Raw genomic sequence first — 25,747 nt, 5'->3', positions numbered from 1 at the left:
CTTCTAAAATTGAGTTATGATAACGTTAATTTTACAATAGTTTATTTTGTGATAGTAATTATATCATTATCGATCTGCACATCAAATTGACTTAAAGGCCTAGTCGCAGGACCTGTAATGACTTCACCATCGGTTGTAAATACAGAGCCATGACAAGAACATCTAAAATTCCCATCGCTTAACGACCAATTTCTATCACAATTGCTATGGGTACAAACAGAAGTTAAAGCCTTTATTTCTCCGTCATTCACGACAAGTGTTTGCGCTTGAGTAATCAGCAACCAGCCGCCCGATGAATTAAGTTCTTCAATGATGCTGAGGTCAATGGTGATCGTATCGCCATCAACATTTATGCCCTCCGAATTGGAGTCAATATTTATGGGGTCTTGGATGTCATCGCTACACGAAGTAAAAAATGAAGTACCAAATAATCCCATAATAGCAAAGCCACCAGCTTTCCTAAGAAACTCTCTTCTTTCAATACTAAGCTGACCCTTTTGATTTTCGATCTTGATAGGCTGTTTTTTCATAGTTTTTATTTTGAAAAACTAGTTGTGAGACTTAATGTTCTTAAAACATCCAGAATTTAATTTTATATTGCCCTCTTCAATTGTAGTACATGCTCCAAAGAATCCGAAAATATGTTTTGTTTCTACAGTATGCCATAAAAGGCACTAATGAAGACCTAACCAATATTAAAATCAGTCGTGCGATTATTCTTTTATCCATTCCTATGGTTTTGGAAATGGTGATGGAGTCCCTCTTTGCTGTGGTAGATGTGTTTTTTGTGGCGCAAGTTAGTACTAATGCTGTTGCTACAGTGGGGCTGACAGAATCCGTTATCACCATCGTTTACTCTTTGGGTATTGGCTTAAGTATGGCAGCTACAGCAATGATAGCGCGCAGAATAGGAGAGAAAAAGAAAAAAGAAGCTTCTCATACAGCTGTTCAAGCCATTCTCTTAACGCTTGCGGTTTCTTTAATCTTAAGTGTTGCTGGTTTCATTTATGGCGAAGATGTTTTGCGTCTGATGGGAGGTGAGGAAGAATTAATTGTAGAAGGAAGATGGTATACTAAAATTCTATTTGCCAGTAATGGCACCATCATGTTGCTATTCTTGATCAATGGAATTTTTCGGGGAGCAGGTAATGCTGCAATTGCCATGCGTGCATTGTGGATTAGCAACATCCTGAATATGTTACTTGATCCGCTTTTTATTTTCGGGTGGGGACTGATTCCCGCCATGGGAGTGACAGGTGCAGCAGTAGCAACAGCGATTGGAAGAAGTGTTGGTGTGGTATATCAACTTTATCATTTGTTAAAGGGGACAGGAGTGATTACTGTATCCTTTCAGCATATTAAGCCTGATCTCTCAATTCTCAAAAGAATCGTAAAAATTGCTTCGGGAGGGGTGGGACAATTTTTAATAGAGTCGGCTAGCTGGATATTTCTGGTAAGAATAATTTCCAATTTTGGTAGTGAAGTTTTAGCGGGCTACACCATTGCCTTGAGAATTATAATTTTCACTATTTTGCCTTCCTTTGGTATTAGCAATGCTGCAGCCACATTAGTAGGACAAAATTTAGGTGCGAAACTTCCTGACCGTGCAGAGAAATCTGTTTGGCTAGCAGCACGATACAATATGATTTTTTTGTTCTCTGTATCATTAATTTTCTATATTTTTTCTCATGAAATTGTAGGAATATTTACAGATGTTGATGCAGTAAAAAATGAAGCAGTTAAAGCTGTTCGATATATTTGTTTTGGGTATATCTTCTTTGCTTATGGCATGGTGCTGAGCCATTCATTCAATGGTGCAGGGGATACCAAAACTCCAACCATTATCAATTTTGTAAGCTTTTGGCTATTTCAAATCCCATTAGCCTATTTCATGGCTAATAATTTGGGTTTAGGTTCGGATGGTGTTTATTTGGGTATTGTATTCGCCTTCTCGCTTTTGGCCATAATTTCGATCATCTGGTTTAAAAGAGGGAAGTGGAAGTTGACGGAGGTGTAAATTTCACAGTAGAAATAAAATTTAGTTTTGAATTTGTGGAAAAAAAATAGGCTTTCTATCGCTAGTCTCTGGCTAGTGATGGTTACTTGTACCTACGGTACAGTACAATATCTTATTACTTCAAATTAAGTAATAAAATCCGGGAAAGACGTTAGTATTTTCCACTAGCCGCAGGCTAGCAAAAGAAAATATTTTTAAATTTGCATTGCTAGCTTTTTTCAATTTCAGCTTCAATTTAAGAACTAAATATGCCGCCAATTTTCAATAATTTAAGAGTAATAGAACTAGCCAATGTATTAGCAGGCCCCTCTGTTGGTCAGTTTTTTGCTGAACTCGGTGCGGAAGTGATCAAAATAGAAAACCCTCATACTAAAGGAGACGTGACCCGCTCTTGGAAACTCCAAAAAGAAACTACTAGCAATTCCATATCAGCATATTTCGCCTCAGCTAATAGCGGTAAAAAATCAATTGCGTTGGATATCAGTCAGGAAGAAGATTTATCCATCTTGTATAAATTAATAGCTAAATCTAATATTATAATTGCCAGTTATAAAGCAGGAGATGCCGAAAAATTAAAGGTAGATTATAAGTCGGTTAAAGCCATTAATCCGAATATTATTTATGGTCAAATTACGGGATATGGAGATGAAGATGAAAGAGTAGGCTACGATGCTATAATTCAGGCAGAAAGTGGTTTTATGAGCATGAATGGCGAGCCAGAAGGAAATTCTATAAAAATGCCAGTTGCTTTGATAGATATTTTGGCAGCGCACCATTTAAAAGAAGCAATCTTGTTAGCATATATCAATTTGCTTAAAACAGATCAAGGTTCAAAAGTATCGGTTTCATTATTTGAGTCCGCTATTGCTTCACTTGCAAATCAAGCCACAAATTACTTAGTGGCTGGTCATAATCCTGGAAAAATGGGAGCGGAGCATCCTAATATTGCACCATATGGTACAATATTGAAGACTGCCGATGAAAAAGAAATTTTGATTGCGGTTGGAATAAATTCCCAATTTCGAAAGCTTTGTGAGTTGTTGCATATACCTGAACTGTATAAAGATGCAAGGTTTAATACTAATTCTGTGCGAGTAGAAAACAGAAAGATTTTAAATCAAATGCTAAAAGAGAAGGCAAAGAGCTTCCAATCTGACTTCTTAATCGGTAGAATGAAAAATGCTCAAATTCCAGCAGGTAATTTACAGACAGTTGCAGATGCTTTAAAGGGAAAAGATGCTTCAAACATGATATTAAATCCAGTTCAAGGGAGCATCGGTCTGCGCAATTTTGCAGGTTATTTATCTTTTATGGAAAAAGTCTCCCACCTTCCCCCACCTCCCGCATTTGATGAGCATAGAGATGAAATTCTAGCTATAATCTAGGTTATCCTTTGATTTGTAGTAGTTTTGAACAAAGTATAGATCTTCAAATATTACACCTTCTAATTTTTCATCATTTTTCGTTTTTAGCTGATAATCAATTGCTTGTCTTGTTCACTTGACTAAAAACTATGGGGTATAAAATATTGGTTATCAGTGTTTTAATAAAGTAATAACTTTGTAGCCTCGTGATGATTCTATTTGGTCGAAAACATCAACACGATACTTTCAAGCCTCTTTTTCTTGACTTTTTGATATCCAAAATGTAATCTTTTTAATAAAAGTGTAAAAAAGTGGGGGAAAGTGGTATGAAATGTCGCATATTGTTTTAGCTTTGCATATAAGAAATTGTGTAAACTATAAGCATGGCATTTTTCACTGGTGAATATGATTGTAAGCTAGACGCCAAAGGGCGTATGGTCTTGCCTGCCAAGATCAAAAATGCTCTACCTGAGGGTAGCGGTGATGAAATAGTGGTGCGCAAAGGATTCGAGCCTTGTTTAGTTTTGTACCCAATGCTCGAATACAAAAAGATTTTTTCAAAGATTGCCAGTTTGAATGAATTCAATGCAGAGTACCGAAATCTACAGCGCAATTTCTTTAGAGGCAATGCAATCGTGGAACTCGATAGTGCTGGTAGAATTTTGATTCCGAAGAATATGATGGCTTTTGCTGAGTTGAAAAAGGAATCTATAGTGGTCGGGATGGGTAATCGAGTTGAAATATGGGATGCATCAAAATATGATGACTATCTCATTAAAGACCAGAAAGAATTTTCTGAATTGGCTGAGAAACACCTTTTTGAATCTTAATCCCATATGAGCGAATATCACGAACCGGTTATGTTACAGCAATGTCTGGAAGGATTGGCTATTAAGCCCAATGGCATTTATGTGGATTTAACCTTCGGTGGAGGTGGTCATTCACAAGCCATTTTAGATAAACTTGAAGGCGGTAAGCTTTTTAGTTTTGACCAAGATCAAGATGCAGTGGTGAATGCAGACGCAATTGATCATCCTGGTTTTGAGTTTGTTCCGGCTAATTTTCGATTTGTAAAGAAGTATTTAAAATTATATCGTATTAAGCAGGTTGATGGAGTTTTAGCTGACTTAGGTGTATCGTCTCACCAGTTTAATAAGGCTGAAAGGGGTTTTTCTACTCGTTTTGATGCAGAATTAGACATGAGGATGGATCAGCATGCAGAGGTAACTGCAAAGCAAGTTGTGAACGAATATAGTGAAGGGGACTTGCATAAAATATTTGGTCTTTATGGTGAAGTTCGAAATGCAAAAACCTTGGCTTCTGCTATTGTTTCAGCTAGGGCTGCCAGTCCCATAAACACTATAGGGGAGTTAAAGGAGATATTAGGAAGATTTGCTAAGCGCGGTAGAGAAAATAAATATTATGCGCAAGTTTTTCAAGCGCTAAGAATAGAGGTGAATGAAGAATTAAAAGCTTTGGAAGAAGTTTTACTTCAGATGGAAGATGTAATTGAGCCAGGTGGTCGTTTGGTAGTGATGAGTTATCACAGCTTGGAAGATCGATTAGTGAAAAATTTCATCAATAAAGGTAAACTAGATGGCGAAGAGGAAAAAGATTTCTACGGCAATGTGTTAAAACCATTTAAAGCCATCAACAGAAAGCCTATAACTGCTGAAGAAGAAGAGCTAGAAAGTAATAACAGAGCTAGAAGTGCGAAATTAAGAATAGCTGAAAAGTTATGACGGAAAATACATTTAAGAAAAAAGATAAGAATAAGGCGAAAGATTCAGCTTCCGGAAGTATTTTCTCCAAGTTGGATAAAGCCTTGGGCGGAAATAATGCTGAAGGAGGATTACCTGTTCATTATCTGCCTTATGTTTTGTTCTTGGTAGTGATGGGTATTTTTTATATTGGTAATAGTCACTATGCGGATAAAACAACGCGAAAAATTGATAAGCTCCATCAGGAAGTGGAAGATTTAAGAGCAGATTATACCACATTGAAGTCAGAGTATATGTTTGCTTCTAAGCAATCGGAAGTTGCAAAAAAGGTAAAGAAACTAGGATTAAAAGAATCAGAAAAACCACCATTTAAAATAGTAGTAGAGAAAGGTGAATATTAAGAAGTCCATACTGCTCAGAGTGAGGTTAGCATTTTTGGCGATTGTCATTTTTGCAGGAGCCATCATGTACCAAATTTTTCACATCCAGTGGATGGAAGGTGATAAGTGGCAAAAGATGGCGGAAGAGATTAATATGAGCTATCAGGAAGTGAAAGCTACTCGGGGGAATATTTATTCAGACAATGGCAGCTTATTAGCAACCTCTTTGCCTTTCTATAAAGTTGCCTTTGACCCGACCATCGCTGAAGAGTCTTTGTTTAGAGAAAGCATTGATTCTTTGAGCTTAATGCTGTCTAAAAGCTTTGGACAAACCGCTACTTATTATAAACAAAAGATCACTTCTGCCAGACAAAAAGGCAAACAATACATTTTTCTTTCTAATGACTTAATTGGCTATCAAAAGAAAAAAGAGATGGAAACATGGCCGATTTTCCGAGAAGGAAGATTAGGCGGGGGTGTTATCTTTACCAAGACTGATAAGCGTTTCAGACCATTCTCCAATTTGGCCTTTAGAACGATCGGTTTTTTAAATGAGAATGATTATGGAGCCGGGCTGGAATATAGTTTTAACAAGTACTTAGCTGGAACTAACGGTAAGGCGCTATTTCAGAAAATCTCCGGAAGCAGTTGGAGGCCCGTTAATGACGGTTCTGAAATCAGACCAAAGGATGGGTTTGATATTCAAACTACTATTGATATCAATTTACAAGATGTTTCTGAATCAGCACTTCTAAGTCATTTGATCAAGCATGATGCAGATATGGGTTGTGTGGTGGTGATGGAAGTGAAGACAGGTGAAATCAAAGCAATTTCTAATTTGAAGAAGCTGTCAAATGGCAAATATGGAGAAGTTTACAATTATGCAGTAGGGAGTCACGGATTAAGAGAACCCGGATCTACTTTTAAATTAGCCTCTTATATGGCTTTGTTAGAAGAGCGTAATATTCAGCTTTCTGATTCGATAGATACAGGAGATGGAGAACTGAAATTTTATAAGGAAAAAGTAAGAGATCATAAACCAGGCGGATATGGAACAATTTCCATTAGAGATGCTTTTGAGAAGTCGTCCAATATTGCCATCGCTAAATTAGTAGATGAAACTTTCCGTGAGAACCCACAGCGCTTTCTAGATTATCTAAAAACGATGGGTGTAACCCAGCCTTTAGGATTCCAAATGATAGGAGAGGGAAAGCCTAATATTCCACCAATAAAACAATGGAGTGGTATAACTTTGCCCTGGATGGCTTATGGCTATGGTTTGGAGCTGACTCCTTTACATACCTTAACCTTATTTAATGCAGTTGCAAACAATGGTAGGATGATTCGTCCACTTTTGGTGAAGTCAATCAAGAGCACAGATAAAGAAATTAATACTTTTAAAACTAGTGTTATTAGTGATCAAATATGTTCAAAGGAGACCCTTAACAAATTAAGAACTATGCTGGAAGGAGTAGTGGAAAATGGAACTGCTTCCAATATTAATAATGCGGAATACAAAATTGCTGGAAAAACAGGTACAGCACAGAGTTTAAAAGATGGCAGGTATGTTCGTCAATACTACACCTCATTTGCGGGTTATTTTCCCGCAGACAACCCAAAGTATTCTGCTATTGTCGTGATGGATAATCCCAAAGGATATCAGCAATATGGTTCGGATGTAGCAGCACCTGTTTTTAAAGAAATTGCGGATAAAATTTTTGCCTTAGATTTAAATATGCATGAAGAATACCAATTAGCTGAAAAGCCTGAAACTGGTATCTTTCCGGTGGTTCAAGCAGGTAATAAAAGCGATCTATCAGCAATGTTAAACTACTTAGGGGTTTCAAATCATACGGAAGGTCAGGAACTGGAATGGGTTCGAGCTTCTATTCATAATAACTCCATCAAATGGGAACCTAATAATCAGCATCAGCAAGGTCTTGTGCCTGATGTCAGAGGAATGACATTAAGAGATGCACTATATTTATTAGAAAATACAGGCTTAAATGTAGTAGTTAAAGGAAAAAAAGGAAGAGTGAGTCAGCAATCACAATACCCTGGTATGCGGGCATTGAAAGGGAGTACAATAAAACTAGATGTAGGTTAGTGGCGAATTTAAAAGACATATTATATAAAGTTAAATTGATTAGCATTTCGGGAGCGACTGATATTGGCATTGATGCTATACAGTTCGATTCTCGAATTGTGGGTGCTGGAGATGTATTTGTTGCTATTAAAGGTACTCAAGTTGACGGACATGAATATATTTCCAAAGCTATTGAGCAAGGCGCTGTTGCAGTGCTATGCGAGGATATTCCTGCGAAAGTCCATCCAGAGGTAACCTATGTACAGACTGATAATTCAGCTAAAGCCTTGGGGATTATAGCCGATAATTATTTTGGACATCCATCAGAAAAGCTAAAATTGATAGCTGTAACGGGAACAAATGGTAAAACCACTACGGTGAGCCTCCTACATCAGCTATTCATGAATCTGGGCTATCATACAGGGATGATTTCTACAGTGCAAAATCAAATTAATCAGGCTGTAATTCCAGCAACCCATACAACGCCTGATGCATTGCAATTGAATGCTCTTTTGAAGAAAATGGTAGATTCCGGGTGTAATATCGTTTTTATGGAAGCAAGCAGCCATGCCATCGAACAAGAGAGAATGGCAGGATTAAGGTTAGCAGGAGCAGTTTTCACCAATATCTCACATGAGCATTTAGATTATCACAAAACATTTGATAATTACATTAAAGCCAAGAAGAAATTATTTGATGATTTGCCAGCTGACGCATTTGCCTTGGTTAATGTAGACGATAAAAGAGGGATGGTAATGCTGCAAAATTGCAAAGCATCAAAGCATACCTATTCCTTAAAAATGATGGCAACTTACAAAGCTAAAGTTTTGAGTAACTCACTTCAAGGGCTTGAGCTTAATATCGAACAAAAAGATGTGTGGTTCAGACAAATTGGTTATTTCAATGCTTATAATCTTTTGGCTTCATATGCTACAGCTCATTTGCTGGAAGAAGACTCCGAAGAAATACTGTTGAATTTGTCACAAATTGAATTGAAGAACGGGAGGTTTGAGCAAGTTCCTAATACTGCTGGAATAACAGCAGTGGTTGATTATGCTCATACTCCAGATGCATTAGAGAATGTGTTACAAACTATTGATAATATACGAACCGGAAATGAACAAGTATTGACAGTAGTGGGCTGTGGTGGAAACAGAGATACAACTAAAAGACCTCTAATGGCTGAAATAGCTTGTAGATTTAGTGATCGTGTGATATTAACTTCTGATAATCCGCGATACGAAGAACCAGAGGCAATCATTGCCGATATGCAAAAAGGCGTGCCAGTTTCTCAGGTGAGAAAGGTAACCAATCTTCCTGATAGAAAAGAAGCAATTAAATTAGCATGCAGTTTTGCGCAAAGAGGTGATATCATACTAGTGGCTGGAAAAGGTCACGAAACTTATCAGGAAGTAAAAGGCGAGAGAAGTCATTTCGATGATAAGGAAGTAGTTAATGAAATGTTGAGTTTAATACATAATAAATAAAAAAAGAGAAAGGTGTTATATTATTTATTCGACTTCTTAAATAAAAAAATGGACTTGCTTGGAGCAGGAGTATTTCAGTATATCTCCTTCAGAGCTGGTATGGCGACACTTTTTTCTTTACTGATTACGATTACATTCGGAAAACAATTGATTAATAAGCTCAGGAGAAAGCAAGTTGGGGAAACGGTAAGAGATTTAGGGCTTGATGGTCAAATTGAGAAAGCGGGGACTCCAACGATGGGAGGAATTATGATTATTTTGGCAATTGTAATTCCGGTGTTACTATTCTCTAAGATCGACAATATTTACATCATTTTGCTATTGGTTTCCACTGTTTGGATGGGGTTGATTGGATTTTTGGATGATTACATAAAAGTATTTAAGAAAAATAAAGAAGGGCTTCAAGGTAAGTTCAAAGTCGTTGGCCAGATCGGTTTGGGTCTAATTGTAGGTTTAACATTGTTTTATCATCCTGATGTGACGATACGAGAATTTGTGTCACCTGTAAGTGTTTCTGACGGTGTGGGAATGGTATCTGAAACCTCCTTTGAAGATGTGAAATCGATGGTAACAACTATCCCTTTTTTCAAAGACAATGAGTTTGATTATAGTAATATTTTTCCTTTCATGCCCGATGGCTATACGGTTATCATTTACGTTTTGTGGGTGATTTTTATTGTGACGGCAGTGAGTAACGGAGCAAATATTACGGACGGAATTGATGGACTAGCTGCTGGTACTTCAGCCATCATTGGTTTGGCCTTAGCCATCTTTGCCTATGTATCTGGGAACGCTATTTTCTCGCAATATCTCAACATAATGTTTATTCCAAATAGTGGTGAGATCGTGATTTTCTGTGCTGCATTCGTAGGTGCCTGTGTTGGGTTTCTATGGTATAATACACATCCTGCGCAGGTTTTTATGGGAGATACTGGGAGTCTTTCTATCGGAGGAATTATAGCAGTCTTAGCATTAGTTATAAGAAAAGAATTATTAATACCTGTTCTATGCGGTATTTTCTTAATCGAAAATCTTTCAGTCATTCTGCAGGTAGGTTATTTTAAATATACAAAGAAGAGGTTTGGCGAAGGCAAAAGAATATTTTTAATGTCTCCATTACACCATCATTATCAAAAGAAAGGAATTCATGAGTCTAAGATTGTAAACCGCTTTTGGATTATGGGTATTTTATTAGCTATTATTTCAGTGGCGACATTAAAGCTTAGATAAAGTCTAGCAATTTTTAAAAAAGAAATAAAGTATTGAGATAAAAATTAGAGGTAAAAAGAAGAAGTGAAAAGACGGATCATCATATTGGGAGCAGGAGAAAGCGGAACTGGTGCTGCTTTGCTGGCAAAAGCAAAGGGATATGATGTTTTTGTGTCTGATTTTGGAATTATAAATGAAGCCAATAAAGCAAAATTAGTGCAAGCAGAAATTCCATTTGAAGAAGGGAAGCATACGGAAGAATTAATCTTGAATGCCCACAAAATCATCAAGAGTCCGGGGATAGCTACCTCCGTGGAGATTGTGCAGAAAGCATTTGCTAAAAATATACCATTAATTGATGAATTAGAATTTGCTTCTAAGTACACCAAAGGAAAGATTATTGCAATAACAGGTACGAACGGCAAGTCTACAACGACCATGCTAACTTATCATATATTGAAAGAAGCAGGGCTCTCAGTAGGATTAGGAGGTAATATTGGGAAAAGCATGGCAGGACAGCTAATCAGCCAAGATTATGATTGGTGGGTGCTGGAATGCAGTAGTTTTCAGATAGATGGATTCGTTGATTTCAAACCTCATATCGCTCTTTTACTGAATATTACTCCGGATCACTTGGATAGATATGATTATAAAGTTGAGAATTATGTAGCATCTAAATTTTCCCTCTTTAAGAATCAAGATAAGGCAGACTACGCGCTGCTGTATACAGAAGATAATCTGATCAAAGCTAATCTTGCTAAACATCAGTTTGCATCCAAATTACTTGAATTGAAATTTGAAGATATTCCCTATGAAGGCGCATACGCAAATCCATCGGGTATCATCATTAATTTAAATGAACAGAGACACACTTTTTCACAAGATTTACTGACCATCAAAGGAAAACATAACCAGACAAACGCCATGGCTTCAATTTTAACATCAAAACTTGCTAAAATTAAGAATGAAAGAATTGCGGATAGCCTTCCAAAATTCAAAAGCATTCAGCACCGATTAGAATCTGTGGGAAGCATCCATGGTATTGAATTTATAAATGATTCTAAAGCGACAAACGTAGATGCTGTTTATTACGCTTTAGATGCATTCACGAGACCGATCATTTGGATAGTTGGAGGAGTTGACAAAGGAAATGATTATAGCCAATTAGATGTGGTCAGTACTAATGTGAAAGCTATTATTTGTTTGGGAAAAGATAATACCAAGATAAAGGAACATTTCAAAAATAGATGTCCAATAATTGAAGAGACACAGTCAATGGAAGAAGCTGTTAAAATGGGATATAAACTATCAAAAGACAGGGAAATCGTTTTACTCTCTCCTGCTTGTGCCAGTTTTGACCTGTATAAAAATTATGAAGATCGTGGAAACCAATTTCGATTGGCATTTCAATTACTGGAGAGAGAAATAGAATTAAAAAAGTTATCGCAGTCATGCTAAGCATTCAAAACATAAAGGCCTGGGCTGATAAGCACCTTAAAGGAGATCCCGTTATTTGGTCGGTGGTGTTCGCTTTGGGTATGCTCAGTATTTTGGTCGTTTATAGTGCAACAGGTACTATTGCCTATTTTAAATATGGAGGTAATACAGAATACTATTTATTGCGCCATAGCTTCTTAGTATTGCTGAGTTTTTTCGCTATGTGGGTAGCACACAAAGTAGATTACCGGTATTACTCTAAAATATCGCGTTTAGCTTTATGGCTATCAGTGCCACTTTTGATTTTTGCTTGGCAGTTCGGTGTGAATCTTAACAGTGCTTCGAGATGGATCACGATTCCATTTATTAATCAATCGTTTCAGCCTTCAGATTTGGCAAAATTGGCCTTAATCATCAATTTAGCTGGAATGCTGTCCAAACGACAGCAAAATATCAACGATTTTAAAAAGGCATTAATTCCAATGCTTTTATGGTGTGGTGTGATCTGCGGATTAATAGCTATGACTAATTTGTCAACAGCCATATTGTTGTTCTTAACTTGTATGCTGCTTCTATTCATTGGAAGAATACCTGTTAAATATTTAGCCATGTTGGCTTTTGTGGGTGTTTTTGCGGTCAGTATTGCCATGGTAGTAGGGCAAAGAGGGGAAACGGCCATAAGTAGAGTAGAAAACTTCATAAGCAAAGAAAATATCCCATTTCAGGCGCAGCAGTCCTACATTGCAGTAGCAACAGGAGGAGTTACTGGAAAAGGGCCAGGCAACAGCAGTCAGCGAAATTTTTTACCTGAAGCCTTTTCAGATTTTATCTTTGCCATTGTGGTAGAAGAATACGGAATGATCGGAGCAGGCATTGTCATTATGCTTTACCTAACTTTACTTTATCGCGGAATGAAAGCTGCAGCAGCTAGTGGAAGAGCTTACGGAGGATTACTTTCAGCCGGGCTCAGTTTTGCCATAGTCATTCAAGCAATGGTAAATATGGGTGTTGCAGTAGGTTTAGGTCCCATTACAGGCTTACCACTTCCTTTGCTAAGCATGGGAGGAACATCTTTGCTATTTACTGGGATAGCAATGGGAATCATTCTAAGTGTGAGTCGAGGTGAAATTGAAGAAACTCCAGATGCATTGAGTAAAAAGCAATTTTCTAATTTACCTAAAAAAGAGGCAGCTTAAATGGATATGCAACGACCATATCGATTTATTTTGAGCGGTGGAGGCACTGGAGGACATATTTTTCCTGCATTAGCAATTGCTGATGAAATTAAAAAGCAATTGCCAAATGCGGATGTTCTGTTTGTAGGAGCTGAAGGGAAAATGGAAATGCAAAAAGTGCCTGAGGCGGGTTATAAAATTTTTGGTTTACCTATAGCAGGTATTCAAAGAAGCTTGACATTGAAGAATTTGAGTTTTCCATTTAAGCTATTGAATAGCTTGAAACAAGCTGGCAGGATTGTGAAGAACTTTAAGCCAGATGCTGTAGTGGGAGTGGGTGGATACGCTAGTGGGCCTACATTAAGAGCAGCTTCGAACTTAGGGATCCCTTGTCTGTTGCAAGAGCAGAATTCTTATGCAGGCTTGACCAATAAATGGTTGAAGAAAAAAGTTAAGCAAATTTGTGTGGCTTATGAGGGAATGGATAAATATTTTCCAGCTCAAAAATTAAATGTAACTGGAAACCCCATAAGAAAAAATTTATTGAATTTACCTAAGCGATCAATAGCTATAAAAAGCTTTGATCTAGATGAAAGCAAAAAGACCATTTTGGTTTTAGGTGGAAGCTTGGGAGCAAGAACTATAAATGAAAGTATTGCCCAAAATTTAGGTGTGTTAGCACAAGAAGATTATCAAATGCTATGGCAAACTGGGAAGTTGTATCATACTGAAATGACGACTAGAGCAAATGATTCTGATCCTAAACAAGTGAAGGTTTTGGAATTCATTAAAAACATGGATGAAGCTTATGCTGCTGCAGACATAATTATTTCCCGAGCAGGGGCTTTATCAGTATCTGAATTACAGGTAGTGGGGAAACCAGTAATTTTTGTTCCTTCGCCAAATGTAGCGGAAGATCATCAAACTAAAAATGCGCAAGCATTAGTGTCCAGAAATGCGGCATTGATTGTGAGTGATACGAAAGCGGTTAAAGAATTACTTCCAGATGCTTTTAAATTATTGAAGGATACTGAAAAGCAGAAAATGCTTTCTGAGAATATAAAGAAAATGGCTAAACCTAAAGCCACAGAGGATATAGTATCGATTATTTTTAAAATGATTGAATGAAGATAAAAAATATACATAGCGCATATTTCATTGGAATTGGCGGCATCGGCATGAGTGCTTTGGCACGTTGGTTCCATCACAATGGAGTGAAAGTGTATGGCTATGACAAAACATCAACCGACCTTACCAATAAGCTAGAAAAAGAGGGTATTCTCATTCATTTTGATGATGAAATTGAGCAGATGCCTAATTTTGTTTTTAAAGCAGATAAAGGAGTATTAATAGTTTATACTCCGGCAATACCAAAAGACCACAAAGGGTTTAATTACCTAAAGGATAATGGAATTAGTCTTTATAAAAGGTCAGAGGTTTTGGGTAAATTAACCGAAGGAATGTTTACAGTGGCAGTTGCGGGCACTCATGGGAAAACTACTACTAGTTCTATGATTGCTCATTTGTTAAAAGCAGGAAAGAAAGACATTGCCGGATTCTTAGGAGGAATCACTACCAATTATGGCACAAACATGGTCATGAATCAAGGTGATTATAAAAAGGCCATCATAGTGGTAGAAGCTGATGAATTTGATCGTTCATTCTTGACATTGAAACCCAATATTGCTGTAGTGACCTCAACTGACGCAGATCATTTGGATATTTATGGTAAACTGGAAGAATTGAAAAAATCCTTTTCTCTCTTTTTGGAAAATGTAGATCCTAAAGGCCAGATCTACATAAAAGACGGCTTGTGGGAAGAAGTAGCGTCCAAAAAAATAAGTGGTAGACCCACTTCATATGGATTGAATGCGGGTGATATAAGAGCATTAAATGTACAAGTTAAAGATGCGAAATTTGTGTTTGATGTTAGCTTAAATAGTAAAATCATTAAAGGCTTTCAATTGTCGGTGCCTGGTTTTCATAATGTGGAGAACGCAGTGGTGTCAATTGCTATAGCTCAGCAGTTGGGATTAAATGATAAAGAAATTCTAGAAGGTATAAAGACATATACCGGAGTTAAACGCAGATTTGAATATGTGCTGAAAAGAGATGATTTTGTCTTTATTGATGACTATGCGCATCATCCAAGCGAAATTAAGGCAATGCTGACTTCAGTTCGAGCTTTGTATCCTGGTAAGAAAGTGAGCGTCTTATTTCAACCACATCTATATTCTCGAACCAGAGATTTTGCCGTAGAGTTCTCTCAAAGTTTGAGCTTGGCAGATGAAGTGATGTTGTTGGATATTTATCCTGCAAGAGAGTTACCAATTGAAGGAGTAAGTAGTGACATTCTTTTGGAGTCTATACATGCAGATGAAAAATATAAGGTTGAGAAAGAGTCTATTATTGAATATTTAAGCAATCGAGATTTAGAAGTCTTCATAACAATGGGAGCTGGAAATATCGATCAATTAGTTGAACCATTAAAAAACATGTTTAATAAGCAGAATGCAGCTTAAAAATAGTTTAAATATTGTCCTGAAGATTGTGCTGCCGATAGTGATATTTGTAGTAACGATCGGATTCGTGAGCAAAAAGCAAGAAGAAGTGCTTTGTAAAAAGATTATTATCAATATTAAAAATCAGCAAGGTAACTTCTTTATTAACGAGGCAGACATCAATAGTCTTTTGACTAATAATGGTAATGAAATGGTGATGAATTTACCCTATGAAAACTTCAAACTGAAGGATTTAGAAAGCAGAGTGAATGCTCATAAGTTTATCCAAAAAGCCGAGGTATATAGGGACTTAGCAGGAAATATGATGGTTGATGCTGTACAAGCGAGACCTATCGCCAGAATTTTTAATCCAGACGGTGCAGATCATTATATAAGTGATCAAGGAAAAATATTACCGGTTTCAGACAGGTTTACAGCTAGAGTGATGGTTTTATCTGGTGGTTTCTTTGATTCTTACATTGAAAAAGATATGCTAGCCGATGAATCGGGTGCTGATTTATTTAACTTTATAAAATTTATAGAAAAGGATAAATTTTGGAGTGCGCAGTTTGCTCAATTGGAAGTAGATGATAGAGGAATTATTAATATATACCCGCAAGTGACCAAACAGTTGATTGAATTTGGCTCAGTGTATAATTATTCTGATAAATTATCGAAACTTAAAATTTTTTACGACAAGATACTCCCAGACCGTGGGTGGAATCGATACGATCGTGTAAATTTACAGTTTAAAGAACAAATCATTTGTGAATAGAATAACCTTAGGCGATACATGGACATGCAAAATGATAAAATAGTAGTCGGATTAGACATAGGGACCACAAAAATTGTGGTGATAGTCGGACATAAAAATGATTATGGCAAGCTAGATGTGTTAGGTATGGGCAAAGCTGTATCTGATGGGGTAGTAAAAGGCAAAGTCATCAACATTGAAAAAACCATTTTGGCTATCAAAAAGGCTGTGGAAGAAGCTGAGGATAATTCCGGTATCGACATAAAAGTAGTGAATGTAGGCATAGCCGGTCATCACATCAGAAGTTCTATTCAGAGAGGCAGTATTACACGTGAAGACAGAGATGAGGAAATTACTGTGGAGGATGTAAATCGTTTAACCAATGATATGCATCGAATGGTCATTCCAGCTGGGAATCAGATAATACATGTTATGCCTCAGGTATACACCGTTGATTATGATGATGGAATCAAAGATCCTGTGGGAATGACAGGTATAAGGTTAGAAGCCGATTTTCATGTGATCACTGCTGATATCAATTCCATTAACAACATTCAGAAATGTGTAAAAAGAGCAGGATTAGATATTGAGAATATGATCTTAGAGCCATTGGCTTCTAGCTTGGCAGTGCTTTCTGATGATGAAAAAGAAGCAGGCGTTTGCTTGGTCGATATAGGAGGAGGTACAACAGATATAGCCATTTTCCACGAAAATATTATTCGACATACAGGAGTGATTCCATTTGGCGGTAATATCATTACTTCTGATATAAAGGAAGGCTGCATGGTTATGCAGCAACAAGCTGAATTGTTGAAAACAAAATTCGGAAGGGCGATATCCACTGAAGCAAGTGAAAATGAAATTGTTTCAATTCCTGGCTTAAGAAATAGAGCACCAAAGGAAATTTCTATTAAAAACTTGGCGCATATAGTAGAAGCCAGAATGGAAGAAATTATTGATTTGGTGCATGCTGAGATATTGGCGTCAGGTTATGAAGGTCGATTGGCTGGTGGTATTGTGATCACAGGTGGTGGTTCGCAAATGCATAGTGCCAGACAGCTGGTGGAGTATCTAACTGGAATGGATGCTAGAATTGGATATCCAAACGAACATTTAGGAAGAACAAAAATAGAGGCTGTGAAGAGCCCGATGTATGCCACATCTGTAGGATTAGTATTGGCAGGTTATCGTTCCATTGACGAACGAGAAAATAGGTACCTTGAGGCAAAGTTGAACAATCAAAATATGTTTATCAATCACAGGCAAAAAGGTGCTAAAAAAGAAGGAGACTTCTTTTCGAAAATTATCAATAAAACGAAAAGTTTTTTGATAGATGATTTTGATGAAAAAGATGACTATTAATACCCAAAGGACTTAAAATACGGTTATTATGACTGAAGGAGCATATAAATTCGAAATTCCAAAACACCATAAATCTATCATTAAAGTGATAGGTGTTGGTGGAGGTGGCAGTAATGCTGTTAATCACATGTTTAACCAAGGCATCAGGGATGTTGAGTTTGTGGTCTGTAATACAGACTCGCAAGCATTAAAATCAAGTCCTGTACCTAATAAACTACAAATTGGAACAAATCTGACAAGTGGTTTAGGTGCCGGAGCTAATCCTGAAAAAGGAAAAGATGCTGCACTTGAAAGCAAAGAAGAAATCCGTGAGTTGTTAGGAAATGACACCAAGATGGTATTCGTTACTGCTGGAATGGGAGGGGGTACTGGTACTGGTGCAGCTCCTGTAATTGCACGTATAGCCAAAGAAATGGATATCTTAACAGTTGGGATTGTGACTTCGCCTTTCTTATTTGAAGGGAAGAAAAAGGTCAGACAAGCCGAAGAAGGAATTCGCCAGCTAAAAGAAAACTGTGATACCGTTTTGATCATTCTCAATGATAAATTGAGAGAGATTTACGGAAACCTCACCATTGGTAATGCATTTGCGAAAGCAGATAATGTATTAACAACTGGAGCCAAAGGAATTGCAGAGATTATAACTGTTCCGGGTCAAGTAAACGTGGATTTTGAGGATGTCAAAACCGTTATGAAAAATGCTGGTGCTGCTGTAATGGGATCTGCGAAAACGGAAGGTGACGGCCGGGCTTTAAGAGCGGCTGAAGAAGCATTATCTTCTCCATTATTGAATAGTACGGATATTTTAGGGGCTCAAAAAATACTTCTCTCTATTATCTCTGGTGAAAAAGCAGAGCTACAAATGGATGAGTTAACAGAAATCACAGATTATATTCAGGAACGTGCTGGTGATGAGGCTGAAGTGATTTTTGGACATGGTGTAGATGAATCTTTAGGCGAGGGACTTTCTGTAACGGTGATTGCGACAGGTTTTGATCAGGGTGGTTACAAAGAAAATGCCATTCCTCATAAGGAAGCAAGAAAAGTTTATGATTTAGATTCCAATAAGCAGATCACGCTTTTCGGTAATGAGAAGGAGGAGAAACCCAAAGAGGAACCTAGAAGAGAGGCAAGCTCCTTTAATTTTGAAAAGAAAAATACGCAAGAGTCAAGACCTCAAGCGGATGAGGAAAGAGGATACTCTTTCGGTTTTCCTTCAAAAAAGCAGGAAGAGCCGGAATATGCTGAAGAGGAAAGCGATTATGCTGATGATTTTACAGAAAGTTTGTCCAACGATTATGAAATAGTGGATAAATCAGAAAGTCATGACGACATAGAAAAAAAGGAAGCACAACGTCAGGAAATGTTGAAGCAGCGTTCTGTAGAACGGATTCAAAAATTGAAGAATTTGAATGGTGGTCATACCAATACTCCTGAAGCATATAAGCAAATGGAAGTTCCTGCCTATAAACGTAAGCAGGTAAAATTGAAAGATGTGCCACATTCTTCAGAGCAGAATGTGTCAAGATTTAACTTGAATGATGATAATCAAATTTTGGGCAATAATAAGTTCCTACATGATAATGTAGATTAAAGATTTGAAAAGCTTTACAGGCATAATGAACAGGTGTAAATGGCAGCTTCGAAAGAAGCTGCTTTTTTTTTGTCTAAAATTTCACGGCTACTCCCATTTTTAACGAGAAACTAGTCTAGTTTGGTGATTCTTTTTTAGTTGTTGAATGATCTATTCTTGCTGAAGTTCAGGATCTTGTGTACAACTAATTTCTTTACACTCATTTGCAATTGAATGAAAAGTCACTTAACAATTTTGTAGAAAATGAATTTTGCTCCTTTTGCTGATGAGATCCACTGAAAAATTGATCTTGCAGCATCTATAAAAAAGTATAATTTAAGCTTAAAATACTTATCATTTTCATCCTCTTATCATCAAATTATACTAAATTTACACTTGCTTAATACGAAGTTATTTTCATTCGATTGAGTTTTCAATACTTGGTAAAAAAATATCCTAAGCAGTACTAATGAATTTCTCTGCTCTTCTTGCTCAGCATCCAGTTTTTGATTTAGTTAGAAAAAGCGCTCATTCGCTAGGAATTGAAGCCTATGTTGTAGGTGGATATGTCCGAGATTTAATTCTAAAACGTCCGTCAAAAGATATTGATTTTGTATGTGTTGGTAGCGGAATCGAATTAGCAAAAGAAGTAGCAGCTAACATTGGGCCTAAGAAGAAATTTCAAGTTTTTAAGAATTTTGGTACGGCCAGTATTCATCATGAAGACTTGGAGTTGGAATTTGTTGGTGCACGAAAAGAATCATATCAAAGAGACAGTCGGAAACCAATAGTAGAAGAAGGAACTCTTGAGGATGATCAGAATAGAAGAGATTTTACTATCAATGCATTAGCTATAAGTTTAAACGAGGAAAATTATGGAGCCTTAATTGATCCATTTGGAGGAGTGAAAGATCTCAAGAAGAAGCTGATCAAAACTCCACTTGAGCCTGATGTTACGTTTTCAGATGATCCGTTGCGGATGATGAGAGCGATACGTTTTGCTTCGCAGCTTAATTTTGATATTGCTCCTGATACTTTTGACAGTATAATTAAAAATTCTAATCGTTTGAAAATTATTTCCTCAGAAAGGATTTCTGACGAGTTCAATAAGATCATTATGACTGATAGGCCTTCTTATGGTTTTAAGTTATTATACCATGCTCAATTGTTAGATAAGTTCTTTCCGGAAATGATTGACTTGCAAGGAGTAGAGGAAAAGAACGGATTTAAACACAAAGATAATTTTTATCACACTCTTCAAGTGTTAGATAATGCTGCCGAATACGGTGGAGATTTGTGGTTACGATGGGCTGCTATATTACATGATATTGCTAAGCCTGCCACAAAAAGATTTAATCCAAAACAGGGCTGGACTTTTCATGGCCATGAAGATAAGGGAGCACGAATGGTCCCCAAGATTTTCAAGAGAATGAAATTACCCTTGAACGAAAAAATGAAGTATGTTCAAAAATTGGTATTGCTTCATTTGAGGCCAATTCCGCTTGTCAGAGACAATATAACAGATAATGCTGTACGTAGATTACTTTTTGAAGCTGGTGATGACATCGAAGACTTAATGACACTTTGCCGAGCCGATGTGACTTCAAAAAATATGAATAAGGTCAAGCAATTTCGCGCTAATTTCGACAAAGTAGAGCAGAAAATGAGAGAAGTAGAGGCAAATGATCAAGTCAGAAATTTTCAACCTCCGGTTAGTGGTGAAGATATAATGGATGCTTTTAATCTTTCACCTTGCAAAGAGATTGGTATTATTAAAAGTGAGATAAAAGAAGCTATACTGGATGGAGAAATTCAAAATAATAGAGAGGAAGCTTTCGAATTTATGCTTGAAGTTGGAAAGAAACTTAATTTAAAAACAGGATAGAAAACATATCAATTTATATCTTGGCATCATATTGGTAAGTCAACAATTTAATTAAATCATGAACATGCAAAATTTTACTCAACAATTACTGCTAGCTACACTATTTACCTTCATGGTATTTAATTTTAGCGCTTTAGCCCAAAATGAAGGAGAGGTTGAAAGGGCAAGGTCAAAATACAATCGATCTGTCCGATACAATGATTTTCAAGTAGCTAAAACGGCTATTTACGATTTGATGGCACTTGAGCCTCAAAACTCCTCTTATCTAGACTCTTTGGCATATATTTATTTTGAGTTTAATCAATATGCATCAGCTGCATTGGTAACAAGGGATGCATTGAAGCAAAATCCTAATAATCAGTTAATGCTCCAAATTGGAGCTAAAAGTTTGGATCAATTGGGAGCATTGGATCAGTCATTGAAAATGTATCAAAAATTGTACACAGTTTCTGATGATGCGTATGTGCTTTATGAAGTAGTTCAAAAGCAGTATGCCTTGAAGCAGTATGAAGATGCTATGCTTAATACAGAATTGCTTTTAGGAAAACCACTGGTGCAAGGCAGTCAAGTATACGCTCAAGATAAAGAGGGTAATGAGATTGAAGTTCCTTTTAAGGCAGTTATTAAAAATCTACAAGGTTTGATTGCTAGAGGTAAAGGGGATGAGGAATCTGCAAAAAAATACTTTAATAGTGCATTATCTTTAGCGCCAAAATACGCTTTACCTCAAGAAAATTTGAATCCTAGTGAGTAATGTCTTTATTTACTTTCTGATATAAGTACATATTCTATCTAAATAGTATAAAATTATGAAGCTTTCCAAATTAATATTTCTAATCGGCTTATCTGCTTTAAGCTTGAATGCATTTTCACAAAGTCTTTCTGGAGATAACTATGAAAGTGCAAAAGCTGCTGGTCAAGGTACTGTTACTTTTACATATGTTGAAACCCCTGGCTTTGTCTATAAGGATCAAAGCGGAAAATTAACAGGAGTTTGCGTTGACATCATGAATGATTTTTTACAATATGTGAGACAGAATCACGGGATTAATCTCAATGCCCGCTTCTTAGGAAATGGGAGCAGTTTTAGTGCTATGTACAATGGGGTTAAAAATGGACAGAATGGGGTTTTCGGATTAGGAAATATTACTGTAACCGAAGCAAGAAAAAGTGAAATTTTATTCAGTCCTTCATTTATTACCAATTTTGCTATCCTAGTTACGCATAGTAGTGTTCCTACCATTCAATCAATGAGTGAAATACCGCAAAAATTTAGTGGATTTACGGCTTATACTGCTAAAGGTACTTTAAATGAGAAGCGTATTAATAAAGTGAAGGCTAATTATTATCCTGAAATGAAGATTAGTTATGTAAATTCAAGCCCAGATGTTTTGGATAAAATTTTATTAGATAAGAGGTCTTTGTCTTATTTGGATTTGGCATTTTATCTATCAGCAGTGAAGGAAAGAAAACCACTAAAAAGACATCAAGTCGGTGATGAGGGCTCAGAAGAATTTGCCTTTGTAATGCCACAATCAAGTGATTGGCAACCAATTATTGAAGAGTTCTTCAATGCAAATGGGGGCTATAAAAATACTACCGACTATAAGAAGATTTTGGTAGATCATTTAGGGCTTTCAGCAGTGAAATTGCTTGATTCAGCTTCTGAGTAAGAGAAGAGATAATTATTTATGGATCAAAAATCCGATTTTAAGTATTGGGAATCTTTTTTCCAATCATTGCAGATGACCTACTATGGTTTGTTAGCGGCACCATTATTTCTTTTTGCCGTTGTTTTTTTAAGAGCAGAAAATGGAAATGCTAAGTTTCTTGCTATTCCTGCCAATATTGAAGACACTGTAGTGGGTATAACCGTTATTTTAGCTGTGGTAGAGATCCTTTTCCTTCATTTTTTAGCTGCGAAGCAGTATAAATTAGCCTCAAAAGATGAAGATTTGCTCTCTAAAATGCGAAAGTATAAAAGCGCAACTTTAGTGAAGTATATCGGTTTAGCCATCTATCAAATTATCACGATAGCAATCTTTGCCATGACCTATCATAATGGCTTAATGGGACTCTTCACAGGTTTGTTGCTGTACAGTTCATTTTTCAGACCTGAGATCCAAAATGCGCGGAGGGATTTAAAGTTGAGTAAAGAAGAGTATCAAAATATAGATTATAAAACAGGTCTTATGACCTAAGAAAAAGGCTTTCTATTGAGAAAGCCTTTTTTGTTAAACCTCCTTAATAACTACTTCATAAGTAGCTTTTATATTTAAGGTGCCCGCTACGGAGCAATATTTGCCAGCAGCTAATTCCACCAATTTCATGAACTCTTCCTCTTTAAGATTATTAGAAGTTGCTGTAAAAACCATGTGAATACTTTCGTATGATCTAGGATGTTCATCTCTTCTCTCCCCTTTGGTTTCTACCTGAAGATCAAATAAGTCTTTTCTCCTTTTTTTGATCATTTCTACCAAATCAACCGAGGCACATGAGGCTAAAGAAGCCAGAAGACTTTCCATAGGCGAAAAGTAATCCTTACTTTTCGCATCATACATATCAATGTTCAAAATGTTACCCGACTCGTTTTTACTTTCGAATTCTTTGGGCGCTAACATGTTTGTAATTACTCGCATCTTGCTATTATTATAGTTTCATTTTTTTGCAGTTCGCAAAGCTACAATCTTATCAATAAATTAGTAAGCTTATAACTTATATTTTCAATCACTGTAAGATTCCATTATCTTTTCCTATTTTTAGAAAAGCCTAAATTTTCATAGATGTTACAAATTATTAAAGATGACCCCTGGTTAGCCCCTTATGAAAGTGATATCCAAAAGCGATTTGATTATTTTAAATCGGAATTGGATAGGATGAGTGCTCAACATGGAAGTTTATTGAAATTTGCCAATCGGCATCAGGAGCTAGGCTTTCAAAAAACTAAAATGGGTTTCTCCTATAAAGAATGGGCTCCTGAAGCGCAAGCGATGTCCTTGGTGGGAGATTTTAATCAATGGAATGAAAATGCACATCCTATGAAAAAGGATGGGGAGGATATTTGGCATGTGGAAGTAGCAGAAGGTCAGGGATTGGAACACCTATCTCAAGTTAAAGTAAGGGTGACGGCCGCTAATGGCACGCACGATAGAATTCCTACTTACATCCAGTATGCTACTCAAAATACAGAGAATTATGATTTTACGGGTAGAATTTGGAATCCTAAAGAACAATTTAAGTGGACAGATGATCAATTCCGATTAAGTGAAATTAAAAATCCTGTGATTTATGAATCTCATACTGGGATGGCTCAAGAAAGGGAGGGTGTGGGCACCTTCAAAGAATTCGAAGAAAATATTTTACCCAGAATAAAGCATTTGGGATATAACTGTATCCAATTAATGGCAGTGGCTGAACACCCATACTACGGCTCTTTTGGCTATCATGTGGCCAATTTTTACGCACCTTCTTCTCGTTTCGGAACGCCCGATGATTTAAAATCATTAGTCAATGCAGCCCATAATATGGGAATAGCAGTCATTATGGATGTGGTGCATTCTCATGCCGTTAAGAATTTTTCAGAAGGCCTGAACGATTTTGATGGAAGTGGACATCAGTACTTCCACGAAGGCGGTAGAGGATATCATACGGGCTGGGATTCCAAATTATTCAATTACGGAAAAGAAGAAGTTTGTCGTTTCTTGCTTTCAAATTTAAAATACTGGTTGGAAGAATTCCATTTTGATGGTTTCCGCTTTGATGGCGTAACTTCTATGCTATATCATCACCATGGAGAAGGAATCAGTTTCGATCACTATGATAAATATTTCAAGGAAGGAGTGGATTGGGATGCAGTTCGCTATTTACAATTAGCGAATACTTTAATCCATGAAATTAAACCTCATGCTTTTTCCATAGCAGAGGATATGAGTGGAATGCCGGGAACTTGCCAGCCAGTAGAAGCTGGTGGCTTAGGCTTTGACTATCGCTTAGGTATGGGTATTCCTGATAATTGGATTAAATGGCTTAAGCATAAGCAAGATGAGGAATGGAGTATGCAGGAAATCTGGAATGTACTGAGCAATAGAAGATACAGTGAAAAAACCGTGGCCTATGCAGAATCCCATGATCAGGCGATGGTGGGAGATAAAACCTTGGCTTTCTGGCTAATGGATAAGGAAATGTATTGGCACATGGCCAAGGGAGACGATAATTTAATAATCGATAGAGGAATAGCGCTGCACAAAATGATCCGGTTGGTGACAGCCTCAGCTGGTGGGGAAGCCTATTTGAATTTTATAGGGAATGAATTTGGCCATCCTGAATGGATGGATTTTCCAAGGGAAGGGAATGACTGGAGCTACAAATATGCAAGAAGGCAATGGTCTTTGGTCGATAATAAAGAATTGAAATACCATTACCTTAATGATTTTGAAGAGCGAATGTTGGAGCTTTTGAAGCATGAAAATTTACTAGAAGCCGCTCCAGCTAATTTGCTTAATATAGATGAAACCAATCAAGTGCTAATTTTTGAAAGATCCAATTTGATTTTTGTCTTTAATTTTCATCCGAGTAATTCGGTTCCAGATTATGAATTTTGGGTCCCGAAAGGAGGGAGGTTTAAATATCTCTTAAATAGCGATGATGCAAAATTTGGAGGTCATGAAAGGATTGATCAATCCACTGTTCATGAGAGTTTTAAAAAGGAGGGCGGAGATTTCGTTAAAATTTATTGCGTGAACAGGACAGCTTTGGTTTTGAAAAAGAATTAGAATAATGGTTGAGTAGGTTTGTAA

The 25,747-nt window shown here is 36.8% G+C and carries 22 protein-coding genes; 20 read left to right on the top strand and 2 right to left on the bottom strand.

Features of this window, described 5'->3' with window-relative positions:
* Positions 1-41: 41 nt before the first annotated feature.
* The gene (locus B9Y84_RS07765) at positions 42-530 is read right to left on the bottom strand and encodes a QcrA and Rieske domain-containing protein (protein WP_085516532.1); all 489 of its coding nucleotides are present in this window, start codon (positions 528-530) and stop codon (positions 42-44) included.
* An 89-nt stretch (positions 531-619) separates the two neighbouring features.
* On the opposite strand from B9Y84_RS07765, the gene B9Y84_RS07760 reads away from it, so the two are divergent.
* From B9Y84_RS07760 to B9Y84_RS07670, 19 genes are all read left to right on the top strand, one after another.
* A complete protein-coding gene (locus B9Y84_RS07760; RefSeq protein WP_085516531.1) occupies positions 620-2,017 on the top strand; it encodes an MATE family efflux transporter in 1,398 nt (465 codons plus the stop codon).
* A gap of 248 nt (positions 2,018-2,265) precedes the next feature.
* Positions 2,266-3,402, top strand: coding sequence for a CaiB/BaiF CoA transferase family protein (locus B9Y84_RS07755; RefSeq protein WP_085516530.1), 1,137 nt, complete (start codon positions 2,266-2,268; stop codon positions 3,400-3,402).
* A 362-nt stretch (positions 3,403-3,764) separates the two neighbouring features.
* Positions 3,765-4,211, top strand: a complete 447-nt coding sequence (mraZ, locus tag B9Y84_RS07750) for a division/cell wall cluster transcriptional repressor MraZ (RefSeq protein ID WP_085516529.1) — start codon at positions 3,765-3,767, stop codon at positions 4,209-4,211.
* A 6-nt stretch (positions 4,212-4,217) separates the two neighbouring features.
* Entirely contained in the window at positions 4,218-5,123 is a 906-nt protein-coding gene (gene rsmH / locus B9Y84_RS07745; RefSeq protein ID WP_085516528.1) for a 16S rRNA (cytosine(1402)-N(4))-methyltransferase RsmH, read from the top strand.
* On the top strand, positions 5,120-5,503 hold the full coding sequence (locus B9Y84_RS07740; protein WP_085516527.1) for an FtsL-like putative cell division protein: 384 nt from the start codon (positions 5,120-5,122) through the stop codon (positions 5,501-5,503). Before rsmH ends, B9Y84_RS07740 begins: the two co-directional genes overlap by 4 nt.
* Positions 5,493-7,589 carry a penicillin-binding protein gene (locus B9Y84_RS07735; protein ID WP_085516526.1) on the top strand — a complete coding sequence of 699 codons (2,097 nt, stop codon included), beginning with the start codon at positions 5,493-5,495 and terminating at the stop codon, positions 7,587-7,589. Before B9Y84_RS07740 ends, B9Y84_RS07735 begins: the two co-directional genes overlap by 11 nt.
* On the top strand, positions 7,589-9,055 hold the full coding sequence (locus tag B9Y84_RS07730; protein WP_085516525.1) for a UDP-N-acetylmuramoyl-L-alanyl-D-glutamate--2,6-diaminopimelate ligase: 1,467 nt from the start codon (positions 7,589-7,591) through the stop codon (positions 9,053-9,055). Before B9Y84_RS07735 ends, B9Y84_RS07730 begins: the two co-directional genes overlap by 1 nt.
* A gap of 12 nt (positions 9,056-9,067) precedes the next feature.
* Complete coding sequence (gene mraY / locus B9Y84_RS07725; RefSeq protein ID WP_085516524.1) at positions 9,068-10,285, top strand: phospho-N-acetylmuramoyl-pentapeptide-transferase; 1,218 nt, start codon at positions 9,068-9,070, stop codon at positions 10,283-10,285.
* 63 nt (positions 10,286-10,348) lie between these two features.
* A complete protein-coding gene (gene murD, locus B9Y84_RS07720; protein WP_085516523.1) occupies positions 10,349-11,722 on the top strand; it encodes a UDP-N-acetylmuramoyl-L-alanine--D-glutamate ligase in 1,374 nt (457 codons plus the stop codon).
* Positions 11,716-12,897, top strand: coding sequence for an FtsW/RodA/SpoVE family cell cycle protein (locus tag B9Y84_RS07715; RefSeq protein ID WP_085516522.1), 1,182 nt, complete (start codon positions 11,716-11,718; stop codon positions 12,895-12,897). Before murD ends, B9Y84_RS07715 begins: the two co-directional genes overlap by 7 nt.
* Positions 12,898-14,004, top strand: a complete 1,107-nt coding sequence (murG, locus tag B9Y84_RS07710; protein ID WP_085516521.1) for an undecaprenyldiphospho-muramoylpentapeptide beta-N-acetylglucosaminyltransferase — start codon at positions 12,898-12,900, stop codon at positions 14,002-14,004. It abuts the gene before it with no gap.
* The gene (gene murC / locus B9Y84_RS07705; protein ID WP_085516520.1) at positions 14,001-15,398 is read left to right on the top strand and encodes a UDP-N-acetylmuramate--L-alanine ligase; all 1,398 of its coding nucleotides are present in this window, start codon (positions 14,001-14,003) and stop codon (positions 15,396-15,398) included. The genes murG and murC overlap by 4 nt, the downstream gene beginning before the upstream one ends.
* The gene (locus tag B9Y84_RS07700; protein ID WP_085516519.1) at positions 15,388-16,152 is read left to right on the top strand and encodes a cell division protein FtsQ/DivIB; all 765 of its coding nucleotides are present in this window, start codon (positions 15,388-15,390) and stop codon (positions 16,150-16,152) included. Before murC ends, B9Y84_RS07700 begins: the two co-directional genes overlap by 11 nt.
* 24 nt (positions 16,153-16,176) lie before the next feature.
* Positions 16,177-17,493 carry a cell division protein FtsA gene (ftsA, locus tag B9Y84_RS07695; RefSeq protein WP_085516920.1) on the top strand — a complete coding sequence of 439 codons (1,317 nt, stop codon included), beginning with the start codon at positions 16,177-16,179 and terminating at the stop codon, positions 17,491-17,493.
* 28 nt (positions 17,494-17,521) lie between these two features.
* Positions 17,522-19,087, top strand: a complete 1,566-nt coding sequence (gene ftsZ / locus B9Y84_RS07690) for a cell division protein FtsZ (protein ID WP_085516518.1) — start codon at positions 17,522-17,524, stop codon at positions 19,085-19,087.
* Between the two features lie 448 nt (positions 19,088-19,535).
* On the top strand, positions 19,536-20,951 hold the full coding sequence (locus tag B9Y84_RS07685; RefSeq protein ID WP_085516517.1) for a CCA tRNA nucleotidyltransferase: 1,416 nt from the start codon (positions 19,536-19,538) through the stop codon (positions 20,949-20,951).
* Between the two features lie 64 nt (positions 20,952-21,015).
* Positions 21,016-21,705 carry a tetratricopeptide repeat protein gene (locus B9Y84_RS07680; protein ID WP_176223744.1) on the top strand — a complete coding sequence of 230 codons (690 nt, stop codon included), beginning with the start codon at positions 21,016-21,018 and terminating at the stop codon, positions 21,703-21,705.
* A 55-nt stretch (positions 21,706-21,760) separates the two neighbouring features.
* Positions 21,761-22,624: a substrate-binding periplasmic protein gene (locus tag B9Y84_RS07675; protein ID WP_085516515.1), complete on the top strand. Its 864-nt coding sequence runs from the start codon at positions 21,761-21,763 to the stop codon at positions 22,622-22,624.
* A gap of 18 nt (positions 22,625-22,642) precedes the next feature.
* Positions 22,643-23,152, top strand: a complete 510-nt coding sequence (locus tag B9Y84_RS07670; protein WP_085516514.1) for a hypothetical protein — start codon at positions 22,643-22,645, stop codon at positions 23,150-23,152.
* A gap of 33 nt (positions 23,153-23,185) precedes the next feature.
* Here B9Y84_RS07670 and B9Y84_RS07665 read toward each other — a convergent pair whose 3' ends face one another.
* Positions 23,186-23,590: an OsmC family protein gene (locus B9Y84_RS07665; RefSeq protein WP_085516513.1), complete on the bottom strand. Its 405-nt coding sequence runs from the start codon at positions 23,588-23,590 to the stop codon at positions 23,186-23,188.
* A gap of 144 nt (positions 23,591-23,734) precedes the next feature.
* Here B9Y84_RS07665 and B9Y84_RS07660 point away from each other — a divergent pair, with 144 nt between their 5' ends.
* Positions 23,735-25,723, top strand: coding sequence for an alpha amylase C-terminal domain-containing protein (locus B9Y84_RS07660; RefSeq protein WP_085516512.1), 1,989 nt, complete (start codon positions 23,735-23,737; stop codon positions 25,721-25,723).
* The last annotated feature ends 24 nt before the right edge of the window (positions 25,724-25,747 follow it).

It is taken from the genome of Marivirga sericea (genome assembly GCF_900177665.1).
GTDB lineage: Bacteria > Bacteroidota > Bacteroidia > Cytophagales > Cyclobacteriaceae > Marivirga > Marivirga sericea.
The sequence above is the reverse complement of the archived record's forward strand: the minus strand, read 5'-3'. Positions and strand labels throughout refer to the sequence as shown.

What these genes read in the sequence shown, in the direction of transcription:
- B9Y84_RS07765 (WP_085516532.1), bottom strand. Translation starts at nt 530, where the DNA reads ATGAAAAAACAGCCTATCAAGATCGAAAATCAAAAGGGTCAGCTTAGT.
- B9Y84_RS07760 (WP_085516531.1), top strand. Translation starts at nt 620, where the DNA reads ATGCTCCAAAGAATCCGAAAATATGTTTTGTTTCTACAGTATGCCATA.
- B9Y84_RS07755 (WP_085516530.1), top strand. Translation starts at nt 2,266, where the DNA reads ATGCCGCCAATTTTCAATAATTTAAGAGTAATAGAACTAGCCAATGTA.
- mraZ (WP_085516529.1), top strand. Translation starts at nt 3,765, where the DNA reads ATGGCATTTTTCACTGGTGAATATGATTGTAAGCTAGACGCCAAAGGG.
- rsmH (WP_085516528.1), top strand. Translation starts at nt 4,218, where the DNA reads ATGAGCGAATATCACGAACCGGTTATGTTACAGCAATGTCTGGAAGGA.
- B9Y84_RS07740 (WP_085516527.1), top strand. Translation starts at nt 5,120, where the DNA reads ATGACGGAAAATACATTTAAGAAAAAAGATAAGAATAAGGCGAAAGAT.
- B9Y84_RS07715 (WP_085516522.1), top strand. Translation starts at nt 11,716, where the DNA reads ATGCTAAGCATTCAAAACATAAAGGCCTGGGCTGATAAGCACCTTAAA.
- murG (WP_085516521.1), top strand. Translation starts at nt 12,898, where the DNA reads ATGGATATGCAACGACCATATCGATTTATTTTGAGCGGTGGAGGCACT.
- murC (WP_085516520.1), top strand. Translation starts at nt 14,001, where the DNA reads ATGAAGATAAAAAATATACATAGCGCATATTTCATTGGAATTGGCGGC.
- B9Y84_RS07700 (WP_085516519.1), top strand. Translation starts at nt 15,388, where the DNA reads ATGCAGCTTAAAAATAGTTTAAATATTGTCCTGAAGATTGTGCTGCCG.
- ftsA (WP_085516920.1), top strand. Translation starts at nt 16,177, where the DNA reads ATGCAAAATGATAAAATAGTAGTCGGATTAGACATAGGGACCACAAAA.
- ftsZ (WP_085516518.1), top strand. Translation starts at nt 17,522, where the DNA reads ATGACTGAAGGAGCATATAAATTCGAAATTCCAAAACACCATAAATCT.
- B9Y84_RS07685 (WP_085516517.1), top strand. Translation starts at nt 19,536, where the DNA reads ATGAATTTCTCTGCTCTTCTTGCTCAGCATCCAGTTTTTGATTTAGTT.
- B9Y84_RS07680 (WP_176223744.1), top strand. Translation starts at nt 21,016, where the DNA reads ATGCAAAATTTTACTCAACAATTACTGCTAGCTACACTATTTACCTTC.
- B9Y84_RS07675 (WP_085516515.1), top strand. Translation starts at nt 21,761, where the DNA reads ATGAAGCTTTCCAAATTAATATTTCTAATCGGCTTATCTGCTTTAAGC.
- B9Y84_RS07670 (WP_085516514.1), top strand. Translation starts at nt 22,643, where the DNA reads ATGGATCAAAAATCCGATTTTAAGTATTGGGAATCTTTTTTCCAATCA.
- B9Y84_RS07665 (WP_085516513.1), bottom strand. Translation starts at nt 23,590, where the DNA reads ATGCGAGTAATTACAAACATGTTAGCGCCCAAAGAATTCGAAAGTAAA.
- B9Y84_RS07660 (WP_085516512.1), top strand. Translation starts at nt 23,735, where the DNA reads ATGTTACAAATTATTAAAGATGACCCCTGGTTAGCCCCTTATGAAAGT.